The organism is Paenibacillus sp. LHD-117 (assembly GCF_030929555.1).
GTDB lineage: Bacteria > Bacillota > Bacilli > Paenibacillales > Paenibacillaceae > Pristimantibacillus.
Genome location: NZ_JAVFVT010000011.1, coordinates 150,982 through 164,744, shown reverse-complemented (window position 1 = coordinate 164,744; position 13,763 = coordinate 150,982). Strand labels below are relative to the sequence as shown.

The 13,763-nt window shown below is 53.1% G+C and carries 13 protein-coding genes; 3 read left to right on the top strand and 10 right to left on the bottom strand.

Annotated features, from left to right (window positions below; translation table 11 throughout):
- Nucleotides 1-100: 100 nt before the first annotated feature.
- Complete coding sequence (locus RB620_RS10980) at nucleotides 101-586, top strand: WGxxGxxG-CTERM domain-containing protein (RefSeq protein WP_308094235.1); 486 nt, start codon at nucleotides 101-103, stop codon at nucleotides 584-586.
- 97 nt (nucleotides 587-683) lie between these two features.
- Here the strand turns inward: RB620_RS10980 and RB620_RS10975 are convergent, their stop codons facing one another.
- From RB620_RS10975 to RB620_RS10950, 6 genes are all read right to left on the bottom strand, one after another.
- Nucleotides 684-1,184 (bottom strand): YhcN/YlaJ family sporulation lipoprotein, encoded by a 501-nt coding sequence (locus RB620_RS10975; protein ID WP_308094234.1) that lies wholly within the window; start codon nucleotides 1,182-1,184, stop codon nucleotides 684-686.
- 103 nt (nucleotides 1,185-1,287) lie between these two features.
- On the bottom strand, nucleotides 1,288-2,202 hold the full coding sequence (locus RB620_RS10970) for a transglutaminase family protein (protein WP_308094232.1): 915 nt from the start codon (nucleotides 2,200-2,202) through the stop codon (nucleotides 1,288-1,290).
- Nucleotides 2,199-3,194 (bottom strand): alpha-E domain-containing protein, encoded by a 996-nt coding sequence (locus tag RB620_RS10965; protein ID WP_308094231.1) that lies wholly within the window; start codon nucleotides 3,192-3,194, stop codon nucleotides 2,199-2,201. The genes RB620_RS10970 and RB620_RS10965 overlap by 4 nt, the downstream gene beginning before the upstream one ends.
- Nucleotides 3,195-3,210: 16 nt before the next feature.
- Nucleotides 3,211-4,671, bottom strand: coding sequence for a circularly permuted type 2 ATP-grasp protein (locus tag RB620_RS10960; protein ID WP_308094229.1), 1,461 nt, complete (start codon nucleotides 4,669-4,671; stop codon nucleotides 3,211-3,213).
- A gap of 243 nt (nucleotides 4,672-4,914) precedes the next feature.
- Nucleotides 4,915-5,922: a protoglobin domain-containing protein gene (locus RB620_RS10955; RefSeq protein WP_308094227.1), complete on the bottom strand. Its 1,008-nt coding sequence runs from the start codon at nucleotides 5,920-5,922 to the stop codon at nucleotides 4,915-4,917.
- Between the two features lie 195 nt (nucleotides 5,923-6,117).
- A complete protein-coding gene (locus tag RB620_RS10950; RefSeq protein WP_308094225.1) occupies nucleotides 6,118-8,013 on the bottom strand; it encodes a PrkA family serine protein kinase in 1,896 nt (631 codons plus the stop codon).
- A gap of 240 nt (nucleotides 8,014-8,253) precedes the next feature.
- On the opposite strand from RB620_RS10950, the gene RB620_RS10945 reads away from it, so the two are divergent.
- The gene (locus tag RB620_RS10945) at nucleotides 8,254-8,979 is read left to right on the top strand and encodes a DUF2161 family putative PD-(D/E)XK-type phosphodiesterase (protein WP_308094224.1); all 726 of its coding nucleotides are present in this window, start codon (nucleotides 8,254-8,256) and stop codon (nucleotides 8,977-8,979) included.
- On the opposite strand, the gene RB620_RS10940 is transcribed toward RB620_RS10945, so the two are convergent.
- The 3 genes from RB620_RS10940 to trmL all read right to left on the bottom strand — a co-directional run bounded on the left by RB620_RS10940 (nucleotide 8,963) and on the right by trmL (nucleotide 11,486).
- The gene (locus RB620_RS10940; RefSeq protein ID WP_308094220.1) at nucleotides 8,963-10,159 is read right to left on the bottom strand and encodes an aminotransferase-like domain-containing protein; all 1,197 of its coding nucleotides are present in this window, start codon (nucleotides 10,157-10,159) and stop codon (nucleotides 8,963-8,965) included. The genes RB620_RS10945 and RB620_RS10940 overlap by 17 nt on opposite strands.
- 368 nt (nucleotides 10,160-10,527) lie before the next feature.
- Nucleotides 10,528-10,776 (bottom strand): AbrB/MazE/SpoVT family DNA-binding domain-containing protein, encoded by a 249-nt coding sequence (locus RB620_RS10935; RefSeq protein ID WP_308094218.1) that lies wholly within the window; start codon nucleotides 10,774-10,776, stop codon nucleotides 10,528-10,530.
- Nucleotides 10,777-11,018: 242 nt separating this feature from the next.
- Nucleotides 11,019-11,486 (bottom strand): tRNA (uridine(34)/cytosine(34)/5-carboxymethylaminomethyluridine(34)-2'-O)-methyltransferase TrmL, encoded by a 468-nt coding sequence (trmL, locus tag RB620_RS10930; RefSeq protein WP_308094216.1) that lies wholly within the window; start codon nucleotides 11,484-11,486, stop codon nucleotides 11,019-11,021.
- 129 nt (nucleotides 11,487-11,615) lie between these two features.
- Between trmL and RB620_RS10925 the strand changes: the two genes are divergently transcribed.
- The gene (locus tag RB620_RS10925) at nucleotides 11,616-12,335 is read left to right on the top strand and encodes a response regulator transcription factor (RefSeq protein ID WP_308094215.1); all 720 of its coding nucleotides are present in this window, start codon (nucleotides 11,616-11,618) and stop codon (nucleotides 12,333-12,335) included.
- 123 nt (nucleotides 12,336-12,458) lie between these two features.
- On the opposite strand, the gene serC is transcribed toward RB620_RS10925, so the two are convergent.
- Nucleotides 12,459-13,544, bottom strand: a complete 1,086-nt coding sequence (serC, locus tag RB620_RS10920) for a 3-phosphoserine/phosphohydroxythreonine transaminase (protein ID WP_308094213.1) — start codon at nucleotides 13,542-13,544, stop codon at nucleotides 12,459-12,461.
- Nucleotides 13,545-13,763 lie beyond the last annotated feature (219 nt).

Genomic DNA, 13,763 nt, shown 5'->3' with positions numbered 1-13,763 from the left:
TACCATGGCAGATCCAAGCAAGGCTTCGCATAGTGGAATCGAATTATGCCAAACATAAACCGGAACCAACAATCCACCTCAGAAAGGGATGTTCATGTACATGAAGAGAACAGGTTTATTGGCTATTATCATCGCGTGCTTTATGCTTGTGCTCGCCGTTCCGGCCGCTAACGCCAACCGATGGGAAGGCATCGAACCGCGCGGCACCGTCGACGTCACGACTCCGCGAATGAATAATAACGGCACCGTGCAAGACGACTTGAATCGCGCCGTAGACCGTACGCAATACGGAGTCAACCGCGCCGCGGACAACGTCCAGAGGGGTTTGAACCGCACCGCGGACCGCATGGAGAACGGCGTCGACCGCATGTTTGACAACGACAATGATAATAACCGCATTGGTACGAATAATGGCAGAATGAATAACGGTCGCGTCAATACGCTCAACACAACGAACAACAACCGCAATGGTTACCGCGCAACGGCTACTACGGCAACCGGCGGAGGTTTTAGCTGGGGCTGGCTCGGTCTGCTTGGCCTGCTCGGTTTAGCAGGGATGAGAAGCCGCGACCGCAACCGCGCGTAAAACCGAATTAACGAATCATTCGCGCATGAATGCGAAGAAACCTTCAAAACCGGTGACGGAGTTGAAGGTTTCTTCTTTCTTCGGATTGCGGACACGATTAAGGCTTGACCATTGCGCGGGTAATCTCGTCGGCAAGCGTCTTGATTTCGTTATCCGACGTCACGGATTTCGTATGGTATTGCCCGACGGTCTGGTTCTTGTTAGCGGTTCTGACCCGATCGAACAGCGCTTCGTCCGAAGTGACAAAATATTCGTATTCCGGATATTGCCACAATAGCTGGGAATATACCTGCTTCTCGACGATGCGCCGCTTGCCCGCGTTATCCACTTTTATGCCGATAACAACATCCTTGTCGTTCATGGCGAGAACGGCTTGCTCGACGCCTGGCACCTGCTCGGCTATTCTCGTCAATTGATCGCGGTTCACCCTAGCCACGCCGCCGTTCGGCGATCTCATGCTGAGCTGTCCTAGGCGATTCGTTTCCGTCCGCATGCCGTTCTCATCGTTTCGATCCGGCATGACATCCCCGCAGCCGCTCTGCAGCGCCAAGACGCCGGTTAGTAGGAGCGTATAGGTTACGTTTCTCAAAGGCATCATTGTATTATCCACCTCCGTCGTCATGCTCTTAACATTTACAGAGACGGATGAATTATGCATGCCCTAAGCGACGACCCGAATGCCCGCCGCGGAACTCGACACGTCATTCCTCCAAATTGCGAACGTCCACAGTGACCAGAAGCTTCTGCTCGCCCGTGCCCCGATAGACGCCTTTGACCGGCACGATATCCTTGTAATCCCGGCCATGGCCAAGCTTCACGTATCGTTCGCCGACGGAATCGGCGTTCGTCGGATCGAAGCTGCACCAGCCCAGCTTCGGCACGTAAGCCTCCACCCAGGCATGCGACGCCTGCTCGAAGTCGGCGCTTCCGCCCTGCAGATCGCCGACAAAATGATAGCCGCTCACATATCGCGCCGGAATGCCGGCAGAACGTGAGCTTGCGATCATGAGATGGGCAAAATCCTGACAGACTCCGCGCTTCAGCTCGAACATCTCCGACGCGGTCGTCTTTACGTTCGTTGCATCCGGATCGTATACGAATTCCGATTTGATCTTCGCGCATAGCAGGCTCAGCCAATCGATGACGGACAAGGGGTACTCACCCGCGCCGGCATGGGAACCGGCATCCGAAGACTTCCCTATGTTTTGGGCGAAGGAAACGACCGACGGCGTCACGGCCGTATACTCCGTATCAACAAGAAACTCCGCAAACCGATTCGCCGCCTCGGCGCTTCGAAGCCATTGCCAAGCGAGCTCGATAGGGTGATTGCCCAAGACCCGAGCGCGCTCGGCCGCGTTTGGCGCCTCCTTCGTCACGACGGTCATATTCGTCTTGATGATCAGCTTCTTGTGCGGACCGTTCACGGAGAACGCGTGCACCCGGTTGCCGAAATAGTCTTCGTAGCTGAACAACGATGCATTCGGTTCGATCGTAATCGATTGCTGATAACAGGATTGGCGATCGTTCGTGCTAGGCGTCAGCCGAATTTCATTGACACTGTCCGATACCTGCGTCTCGTATTCGTAATGCGTCACATGGGAGATTTGCAGCTTCATGCGCTTGCCTCCCCCATTCGAAAAAAAGTTTTCGCGAAAACGGTGCCGAGCTGCTGCGTCGCCTTAAGCAGATGCGTGATGATCATGCCTTCGGAATCGATGGCCAGATCCTCCCGCTCCAGACACGCGATATCCGCCTTCACTTTGCCGATTTGGCGAATCATCCGCTCATGTTCGATACGCAAGCTTTTGTCCTGCAGATCGATCCGGCACAGGCTCTCGTCGAGCATATGCAGCGCGAACTGCAGCGAACGCGGAAATACGTTGTTGAGTACGACGAACTCCATAATCGCTTGCAGCGTAATGCCGTCCGCGTAATACCGCCTGAACGGCTGATATCCGCTGACGGAACGCAGAACGGCTTGCAAGTAAGGGTAGCTGCCTGCCGCGTCCCATTTCTCCTGATTGACGGTTTGCCCAGCCGACCGGATGATGCGGAGCGTATTCTCGGCGCGCTCCAAGTACCTCCCGCATTCGATGAAATGCCATTCGTTCTCTCTCGGCATCACGGACATGCTAACCCCGAGGAATAAGGAAGTCCACTCCTTGATGCGGGCATAAAATTGATGCGGCGATTCGCCCAGCACCTCGTCGGGCCGCTTCTCGCGAAGCCATAAGTAACAGCCGTTCACCACATCCCATAATTCGCTGGGCAGCTTCTCCCGCAGCGTGCGGACGTTGCCTCTCGCATAGCTTACGCATGAAATGAGCGAGTTGGGATTGTCCCGATCCAGCGTCGTATAATAGAGCACGTCCTTTTCCGTATAGGCGCCATACTGGCCTTCATAAGCATCTCTGCTTCCGAGCGCGTCAACGATCCGCGCCCACTTGGCGAATGCCTCGGCATCCGATGCTTCATCGGTCTCCTCGCCGAACGCGGCTTCTTTGTCGATCTGCAGATGATAATGGACATCAACCAGTCTTGCATGGTTTTCAGCCCGCTCCATATACCTCCCTATCCAGAACAAAGCCTCAGCATTCCGATTCAGCATGGCTAACCCTCCCTATTTATCGATTAAGTACCCAAGTATCCTTCACGCCGCCGCCTTGCGACGAGTTGACGACGAGCGAATCTTCCTTCATCGCCACGCGGGTCAGCCCCCCGGGGATGACATGCGTCTCCTCTTCTCCCATAAGCGCGAACGCCCTGAGATCGATATGGCGAGGCGTCATTTGTCCGTCCACCATGACCGGTGCCTGGGACAACTTCATCGTCGTCTGCGCAATGTAACGCGACGGTTCCTTCCTGATCGCGTCGGCGAACGCAGCGATTTCTTTGGAAGTCGCCTTCGGACCGATCAGCATGCCGTAGCCGCCGGAAAGGGAAGTCTCCTTCACGACCAGCTGGTCCAGATTCGCGAGCACGTATTCGAGCTCTTCCTTCCTTGACAGCACATACGTCGTGACGTTATGGAGAACCGGTTCTTCATTCAAATAATAACGAATCATATCCGGCACATACGCATAAACTGCCTTATCGTCCGCCACTCCGGTACCCGGAGCATTGGCGATCGCGACATTGCCCGCCCTATAGGCGTTCATCAATCCCGGCACGCCAAGCAGCGAATCAGGATGGAAGGCAAGCGGGTCAAGGAAGTGGTCGTCGATTCGGCGATAGATAACGTCGACTTGGCGTAGCCCCCTGAGATCGCGCAAATAAATTTTGTGGTCCTTGTAAACCAGATCTCTGCCTTCTACCAGATGGATACCCAGTTGCTGGGCCAGGAAAGTATGCTCGTAGTATGCCGAATTGTAGACGCCGGGCGTAAGAAGCACAATGAGAGGATTGCGGTTGCCGTTCGGAGACAGCGATCGAAGCGAGCTTAAGAAGCAGTTCAAGCTGCGATCGATGTTTTGCACGGAGCTGGACAGGTATAACTCGTGGAACAACTCACTCATCAGCGTTCGGCCTTTAAATAAATACGAGAAACCCGAAGGGGAGCGCAAGTTGTCTTCCAGCACGAAATAACGGCCCTTCTCGTCGCGGATGAGATCGATACCCGATGCTGTAATATATACGCCTCCGGGAACTTGTAGACCAGCCATTTCCGGACGGAAATACGTATTGGACACGATCATGCTTCTCGGCACGATGCCGTCCCTAAAAATGCGACCCTCATGATATACGTCATGCAGGAATGCGTTCAGCGCCTTCGTCCGCTGCTTGACGCCGCGGTCGATCAGCTCCCACTCGTGTTTCGGGATGACTCGCGGAATATAATCGAACGGGATCGTCCGCTCGAGCGGCTCATGCTGCGATTCGTTGTACAGCGTGAACGTAATGCCTTCCTCCAGCATGCGTTGGTTGATGGCTTGTTGTCTCATCGCAAGCTCTGCCGGCTTGATGCGGTCGAACAGCCGATGGATGTTCGCGTAATGCGAACGAATCGAGGAGTCTCGGTCAAACATCTCGTCGTAAAAGGAATGGGAATCGTAAAAAGGGGTTTGCGACTGTTTGGCCGTCGACATGACAACCGCCTCCTTCATGGTGGGTGCAAGCGTTTTCTGCTGCGCAGCCTCATTTCGAGGCCAACTTCGTTCATTTGGAGTAATAAAACTTAACATTATCATAGGAAATGATGTGTAATGTTAGGATAATCATACAAAATTAAAAAATTGATGTCAACTTACTTAACACAAAACAAAAACAGAGGCATCCCCAATGAGATCCTCTGTTTCCTTTAAGCTGCGTCCGGTATTGGATTTACTATTTTAGTCTGAAGGCTTCAGGCTTTTCAAATCCTGCGTGACCTTATCCACCATATGAACGAAGGAAGCCAGCTCCTGCGAACGGGCAGCCTGATTGCGCGCTTGATCCGACGTCTGCTCGGATTCTAAGCGAACCTCTTTCAGCTTCTTATCGATATCGCTCAGCTTCTCCTGTATGCCTTCCATCGCGTTGCGGGACGAAGCGGCCAGCTTGCGCACTTCGTTAGCGACGACCTCGAACCCCCGACCGTGCTCGCCTGCCCGCGCCGCTTCGATCGCCGCGTTCAAGCCGAGCAGATGCGTCTGATCCGACAGCCCGCGAATGAGGTCGCCCATCTCGCCGATTCCGTCAAGCTCGCCGCGAAGCTCTATGAGCAGCATATGCGCCTTATCCTGGGATTGCGATGTCGAGATGGCCGTCGCCGCGATTTGATTCGCGCCTTCGTCCAGCTCCGCCATCAGGGAAGCCAGCTCCTGGACGGCCGTCGTGACCGTGGACAGCATGGACGCCCTGGCATCGGCCAGCTCTTGGATTTGCCGCTGCTCGTGCTGGTTGTATGCCTCAAGCACAAACTGCGCGTCCAGATTAAACATTTTGGTCAGCGCAAAAACGACGGATTGCCACCGGTCCGGAAGCGCCTGCTTAAGCACGTCCGTTGCGATATCGAGGTACGTCATGTACGTGCCGAGGTACCAGTCCGTCGTGAGGCCAATTCGCGAGTGCACCGCCCCGATCCGGATCCGGTTCTCGATAAATGTCTGGTCGATCAGCCCGTCCGTAAGCGACAGCCAATACCCTCGCTGCGTTTCTTTTAATCTATCTACGTTGCTAACTTTATCAATTAACTTTACTAACTCCGGCTGCGTGCCGATCTGCGCGTAGAAACGGTCCACGACCTCATCTACGACTTTCTGAAAGATCGGGCGGCAATCCTTAAGCAATTGCAGCTCCTGCTCCTTAATTCCGGTATAATCCAGTTGCTTGCGACGATCTGCGGTCACGTTAATCATTGCGCACACGGCTCCTCTGGTAAAATAGCGACTCTATTCTATTATATCGGCATTGCCGTATCTTCCCGAAGAGGGGCAGAGAAACAATTGTTAATCTTTCATGAAGAAATCGAAGCCCTTACCCCCTCGCGAAGGTAAAGGCCTCGAATTCTCGTATGCATTACTTACAAGCAGGACGAACGTCCGCCCGATTGGTTACCGGTTAAGCAAGCTGCCAACGTACCTTAGAAGCTCGTTGGCGCATACGGGGCAATACAAATGCTCGTCGATCAGCCGCTTCGTCACCTCGTTGATCCGCTTCAGCTGGCTTTCGTCCGGCGTCTTCGTCGACGTCGTAATTTTGACGATATCCTTTAGGTCGGTGAACAGCTTTTTCTCCACCGCTTCGCGAAGCCGCTCGTGGCTCGTGAAGTCGAACTTTTTCCCTTTGCGCGAGTATGACGATATCCGAATCAGAATTTCTTCGCGGAACGCCTTCTTCGCGTTTTCAGAAACGCCGATCTGCTCCTCGATAGAGCGCATGAGGCGCTCATCCGGATCCAGTTCCTCGCCGGTCAGCGGATCCTTGATTTTCGCCCAGTTGCAATACGCCTCGATATTGTCCAGGTAATTCTCGAATAACGTCCGAGCAGACTCCTCGAAGGAATAGACGAATGCCTTCTGGATTTCCTTCTTGGCAAGGCCGTCATACTCCTTGCGCGCGATGGAAATAAAGTTTAAGTACCGTTCTCGCTCTTCCTTCGTGATGGACGGATGCTGGTCGAGTCCGTCTTTCAAGGCGCGAAGCACGTCGAGCGCGTTAATGCACTGCATATCCTGCTTGATGAGAGCGCTCGATATCCGGTTGATGACATAACGGGGATCAATGCCCGACATGCCTTCTTCGACATATTCGCTCTGCATTTCCTTCAGATCCGCTTCCTTGAACCCTTCGACCTCCTGGCCGTCGTACATTCTCATCTTCTTGACCAAATCCATGCCTTGTTTCTTCGTTTCCTTCAGCCTGGTCAGAATCGAGAAGATCGCTGCCGACTTCAGGGCATGCGGCGCGATATGAATATGCCTCATATCGCTCTGGGAGATCAGCTTGTCGTAAATTTTTTCTTCTTCCGATACCTTCAGGTTGTAAGGAATTGGCATGACGATCATCCTGGATTGCAGCGCTTCGTTTTTCTTGTTGCTGATGAACGCCTTATACTCCGATTCGTTCGTATGGGCGATAATAAGCTCATCCGCGCTGATGAGCGCGAACCGCCCCGCTTTGAAGTTGCCTTCCTGCGTCAGCGAGAGCAAGTTCCAAAGAAACTTCTCGTCGCACTTGAGCATCTCCTGGAACTCCATGAGTCCGCGGTTCGCCTTGTTCAGCTCCCCGTCGAACCGATACGCGCGCGGGTCCGATTCCGATCCGTACTCCGTAATCGTGGAGAAGTCGATGCTTCCCGTCAGATCGGCGATATCCTGCGACTTCGGATCCGAAGGGCTGAACGTACCGATGCCGACGCGATTGTCTTCCGATATAAACACGCGTTCCACAAGTACGCTTTCGATCTGGCCGCCGTATTCCGTCTGGAGCCTCATCTGGCAGGACGGGCAGAGATTGCCCTCGATCCGGACCCCCAGCTCCTTCTCGATCTCCCGCCTCAGCTCGTGAGGGATGAGATGGAGCGGATCTTCATGCATCGGACAGCCTTTAATCGAATAGACGGCGCCACGCTGCGTTCGCGAGTATCTTTCGAGTCCTTTCTTCAACATCGTAACGATCGTCGATTTGCCGCCGCTGACCGGTCCCATTAGCAGCAGAATCCGTTTCCGAACGTCCAATCTGCGAGCAGCAGAGTGGAAGTATTCCTCTACCAGCTTCTCGACCGCGCGATCCAAGCCGAATATCTCCTGCTCGAAAAATTTGTACGACTTGCGCCCGCCGACATCCTCGACCCCATACGATTCGATCATCTCGTACACCCGCGCATGCGCGGTCATAGCCGGGGAGGGGTCCTGCCTCAGTCGCTCTACGTATTCTTTGAAGCTCCCTGTCCATGCCAGCCTTTCGCCTTCCGCTTGGTATTCGGATATTCGTTTGAAAATGTCCATGCCGTGTCTCCTCCCATCGCTTCCAATCTCCGCTATTCCTTCTCCGCTCGGGATTCATTCCAACCTGTGGCCTTGAGGTCCAACTTTTTGTGAAGTATTAAATACCTATGCTTATTCCACCCATAAATTGACCACTAATTTTATTCGGAGGCTCGCAAAAAATCGACAAGCCGTCCTTGGCCGCTGTTATAATGGAGAGACATGGAATGCCCGTTCATCGTCAGAAGGAGTTGGGTAATATTGGCAGTATTAAAGGAAGAAGAGCTTTACTCTCCCATCAAACGTTATTACGAGGCTAGAGGGTTTACCGTAAAAAGCGAGGTCATGCATTGCGACATGGTCGCCGTACACCCGGAGCGAAACGAGACGGTCATTGTCGAAATGAAAAAGACGTTCAATCTCGCCTTGCTGCTGCAAGGGATTGAACGTCTTCGCTTGAATGCGGACGTCGTGCTGGCCGTGGAGCGGAACCGCAAAAAAAGCGGCGCCCATAACCAGCGTTTCGGTGACTTAACGGAGCTATGCCGCATGCTCGGCCTTGGTCTCATGACCGTAACCTTCTACAAAACGAAGGCACCCGTCATCGAGATGTTATGCGAGCCCGGCGAACCGCCGATCCGAGGCGCCAGGCATCGGAAGCGAGAACGGCTGCTTACGGAATTCAAGGAGCGAAGCGGCGATTATAACGTCGGCGGCTCCGCCGGCCGTAAGCTTGTCACCGCCTATCGGGAGAAGGCGCTCCGCTGCGCCTACGTGCTTCAAGCAAGTGGCCCTTCCGCGCCGAAGGACGTAGCAGCGAAAACCGGCTTTAGCCGAAGCGGCCAGATGATGCGTGAAAACCATTACGGCTGGTTTCGCCGGATCGAACGCGGCAAGTACGCGTTGCAGCCCCAAGGCGAAAACGCGCTAGCGCAGTACGGAGACGTCTTGTCGCGTTGGATCTCCGAGACTAACTTCGAACCGTGAATTCGCCGATCGCTTCGACGAACCTCTCCACCCCTTGAATCGTCCGGGCTCCCTTGTTATGCGTGAAGTTCAGGCGCGCCGTGTTGCGCTTCGGTTCATTCGCGTAGAAGGAGACGCCCGGCACGAACGCCACGCCTTTCCCTACCGCGCACCGAAGCAGCGCTTCGGCGTCCAGCCCTTCCGGCAGCTCGACCCATAAGAACATGCCGCCCTTCGGTTTCAGCCAGGACATATCGGGCAGCCCCTTCTGCATAAGCAGCCCGTGCATTTCGCGCATGCGATCCCCGTACTCTTTGGATATGACCGAGATATGAGCATCAAGATCGAAGCCGCTTAGCAGTTGGCTCAGAATTTGCTGATCCATCGTGCTGGAGTGAAGATCCGCCGCTTGCTTCGCCTTGGCCATCATGCGGATGACCCGACTGTCGCCGATCGCCCAGCCGGTACGCAGGGCAGGCGCCACCGTTTTGGAGAACGTGCTTGTGTAGATGACAGGGTTGTCCTGCGCTCCCCCCGCCAGCGAGAACAACGTCGAATAATGTTCCCCTTGCTCGAATTTGATGTCCCCGTAAGGATCGTCTTCGATGACGAGCATGCCGTTCTGCTTGCAAAGCTCGAGCATCCGCTTCCGGCGCTCTTCGCTCCATACGCGGCCCGTCGGGTTGCCGAACGTAGGGACGGCGTACATCAGCTTTGGCCCATGCTGCTTGATCAGCTCTTCCGCCGCTTCCGGAATCATGCCGAATTCGTCGGAATCCGCCGCGACCACTTTAAGGCCATGCAACGCGAATACTTGCAGGCTTGCCAAGTAAGTCGGCTTCTCCACCAGCACCGTATCGCCCGGCTCCGTTAGCACGCCGATCAACAAGTCGATCGCTTGCTGGGAGCCCGTCGTCAAAATCATTTCTTCGGGCGCGACCTTCATTCCTTTGGCCGCCATTCTTCCGCACAGCTGCTCGCGCAAAGGATGGAACCCTTCCGTGAGCCCGTATTGAAGCGCGCCCGTTCCCGCCGAGAACACGCGATCTGCTGCTTCTCTGACGGCTTGAACCGGGAACAGCTCTTCAGCAGGCAATCCGCCTGCGAACGAGATCATATCCTGTCCTTGCGTAAGCTTAAGGATGTCGCGAACGGCGGATGATTTTAAATTCGCTACATTTGTCGAAAAACGGTATTCCATGGTCTTGCTCCTCTCCGGCATCATGCGATGGATTTCTACAATACTCATATCCTCTATGTTAACAATGTGTTCACAACTTTTAAAGTTTTCTTTTTCGCAACTGTTGGTTATAATATCTATAGCTAATTGGAGGTGTCGATGGAATGCTTGGATTGAACTTTTGGATCGTAATGACGGTGTTTGTGTTGTTTATAGTCGCAATCTTGACGAGCTCGTACAACGACGACAAAACAAGCGGGCTATAATACAGTAGCCTCCATACTTACGAAGTACGAATGAAGCTTCTGAACCAAGTTGGACTTGGCGCAGAAGCTTCATGTCGTTTGTTCGCTTCCGATCCCCTTGACCGGTCGCCTCACCGCTTGCGGCTATCGTTTAAGAAAGCCCATTTCTCCCATACATTCACCGCAAACGTATCTTTCCTTAAATTCATGAACCTCGTTCATCGATCCGCAGAACACGCACTTAGGGCGGTAACGTTCTAGAATGATGTGATCGCCTTGGACGAAAATTTCGACAGGATCTCCCTCGTTCATCAAGTAACGTTTGCGCAATGATTTCGGAAGCACGATGCGGCCAAGTTGGTCCACCTTTCTTACCACTCCAGCTGGTTTCATCAAGTTTCACCTCTTTTGTGCCTGAATTTGCAGTAATGAGAAACCTTTGTTTGCCTCGATAGAATTAATACGTTGTCCAAGGATATCGGAAACATAAATTCGATTGGGCGATAAAAACAACCTTAAATGCGGTCACTCTTCCTCGAAAGACTTCTGTAAGAAGTTTTTCTTATGCAATTCTACACATTCGACGATAAATGACAATTTCCTCCCGCATAAATTAAGTTGGAATTTTCGAATAATTAAACCAAACCATCGAAATTGTTTTGACGCAACGCTTCATATATTACAATTGCGGCTGAATTTGACAAATTTAGGGATCTGACATGATCCGTTCTCATCGGCATGCGCATGCAAGTTTCGAGATTGTCATCGATCAATTGCTGCGGAAGTCCTTTGGTTTCCTTCCCGAATACGAAGAAGTCTCCATCCTCGAACCGGAAATCCGTGTACAGCTTCGTCGCCCGCGTGCTGGCGAAGAAAAACCGTCCTTCCGGGTACAGCTCTTGTACTTCCCGGAACGAATCGTGGTACATGATTTGCACGGAATGCCAATAATCGAGCCCGGCACGCTTCAGCGTCTTGTCGTCCGTATCGAAGCCGAGCGGCCTGACCAAATGCAGAATCGTTCCCGTTGCCGCGCACGTTCTGGAGATGTTGCCCGTGTTCGCCGGAATTTCCGGCTCAACCAATACAATGTGAAACGCCATAAAGGCAAAACTCCTATCTTTTGTCCATGATCTTGTTATGATTTAACATTCGCTTAACGTACCGTTAATCTTAAGCGAAATGTCTCCCTTCATAATGGTACTATAATTGGAGGCAAAGGAGACAAATTGATGCGAAAAAAAATACTGGTCGTAGATGACGAACCATCTATCTCCATGTTAATCGAGTTCAATTTAAAGCTTGCCGGGTACGATGTCCGATGCGTCAGCGATGGCGAAGCGGTATTCGATCTGCTCAAGCCTTTCCGTCCCGATCTCATCGTTCTCGATCTTATGTTGCCCAAAATGGATGGCATTCAGGTTTGCAGGGAACTTCGCAAACAAAACAATGCCGTACCGATCATTATGTTAACGGCGCTGCAGGACGTCACCGACAAAATCGCGGGTCTGGACAACGGCGCCGACGATTATATGACGAAACCGTTTAGCCCGCAGGAGCTCATATCCCGCATCGGCGCGTTATTCCGCCGCTTGCAGACGCTGCCTGGCACATCGGACGAGACGATCTATACGATCGGCAGGCTGAACGTGCTTGCGGATCAACGCGAAGTGCTGCTCGACGGCAAGCTTATCGAGCTCACGCCAAAGGAATTTGAACTGCTGCTCTTCCTCTGCAAGCATAGAGGCAAGGTGCTCAGCCGCCAACAGTTGCTTCATGGCGTATGGGACTATCATTTCCTCGGCGATACGCGGATCGTGGACGTTCATATCAGCCATCTGCGCGACAAGATCGAGAAGAACGCAAGAACGCCGGAATATATTACGACCGTGCGCAACGTCGGGTACAAATTGAACGGCCCATCCTTAAGCGAAACGTCATCGCTCGCGTAAGCAATTCCATTCACTCGCTACAGAAGCGCCCTCTCCTCCGGAATCCCAGGGAGAGGGCGCTTTTGATGTAATAGAGGTTGTCCGGTGCTGAAAACCGGACTTTTTGAACACGCATTTACATAATCACCCGTTGCGTTTCTGGAAGTCGGCCATAAACTGGGCGAGCGCCTCGCAGCTTTCCAGCGGCACGGCATTATAAGTCGATGCACGCAAGCCGCCGACGTCGCGATGTCCTTTGAGCCCTACGAAACCTTCCGCTTCGGATTGCTTCACGAACAGCTTCTCCAGCTCCTCGCTTCCGAGTCGGAACGTGATGTTCATGAGGGAACGGCTCTGCGGCTGCGCGCAGCCTCTGTAGAAACCGCCGCTCAGGTCGATCGCGTCATAAATCAGCTTCGTCTTGTCGCGGTTGTATTGCTCCATCTGAGCGACTCCGCCTTTGGCTTGAATCCACTTCAGAACCAGGCTAACCATATAAACCGAGAAGGATGGCGGCGTATTATAAAGCGAGCTGCTCTTCGCATGCGTATCGTAACGGAACATGGCCGGAATCGTCTTCGGGCTTTCCTGGACCAGATCGTCACGAATAATGACAACCGTTACGCCGGAAGGACCAAGGTTCTTCTGAGCGCCGGCATAGATGACGCCGAATTTGCTGACGTCGATAGGCCTGCTAAGAATATCGCTCGACATGTCGGCCACGAGCGGAATATCGCCGGTGTCCGGGAACTCATGGAACTGCGTGCCGCCGATCGTTTCGTTCGAAGTCAAGTGGAGATAGGAAGCGTTCGAAGGAACAATTATTTCCGCCACTTCCGGCATTCTCATATAGCTGTCTGCTTCCGTCGAAGCCGCAACCACCGTGTCTCCGATCAGCTTCGCTTCCTTGATCGCCTTATCCGCCCATGCGCCCGTCTTCACGTAAGCGGCAGGACGTCCCGGCTTAAGCAAATTCATGGGCAGCATCGCGAATTGCGTGCTGGCACCGCCTTGGAGGAATAAAACCTGGTAATTGTCCGGTACGCCGAACAATTCTCTTAGCAACGACTGTGCTTCGTTATTGACGCCTTCGTACAACGCGCTTCGGTGGGACATCTCCATGATCGACATTCCCGCACCTTGGTAATCGACGAATTGCTCCGCCGCTTGCTGCAGCACTTCCAGCGGAATGGCCGCAGGACCCGCGTTAAAGTTAAATGCTCTTGCCATCTTTCTCTCCACCCCTCAGCTTTGTACATGATATGGTTATGATAGCAAGTTTGGCCCGCTGCATCAAGTGAAATCGTACTCCAACGACGTTAAAGTCGAACAAAATGAATGAAACTTCATAGATTATTCGGTTTTTGGCATAATCGAATGACATGTAGAATGCCTAAAAGTGCTTATCGGCAACGCAAAAAAACGAGCCCCGAAGGGCTCGTTTCATTT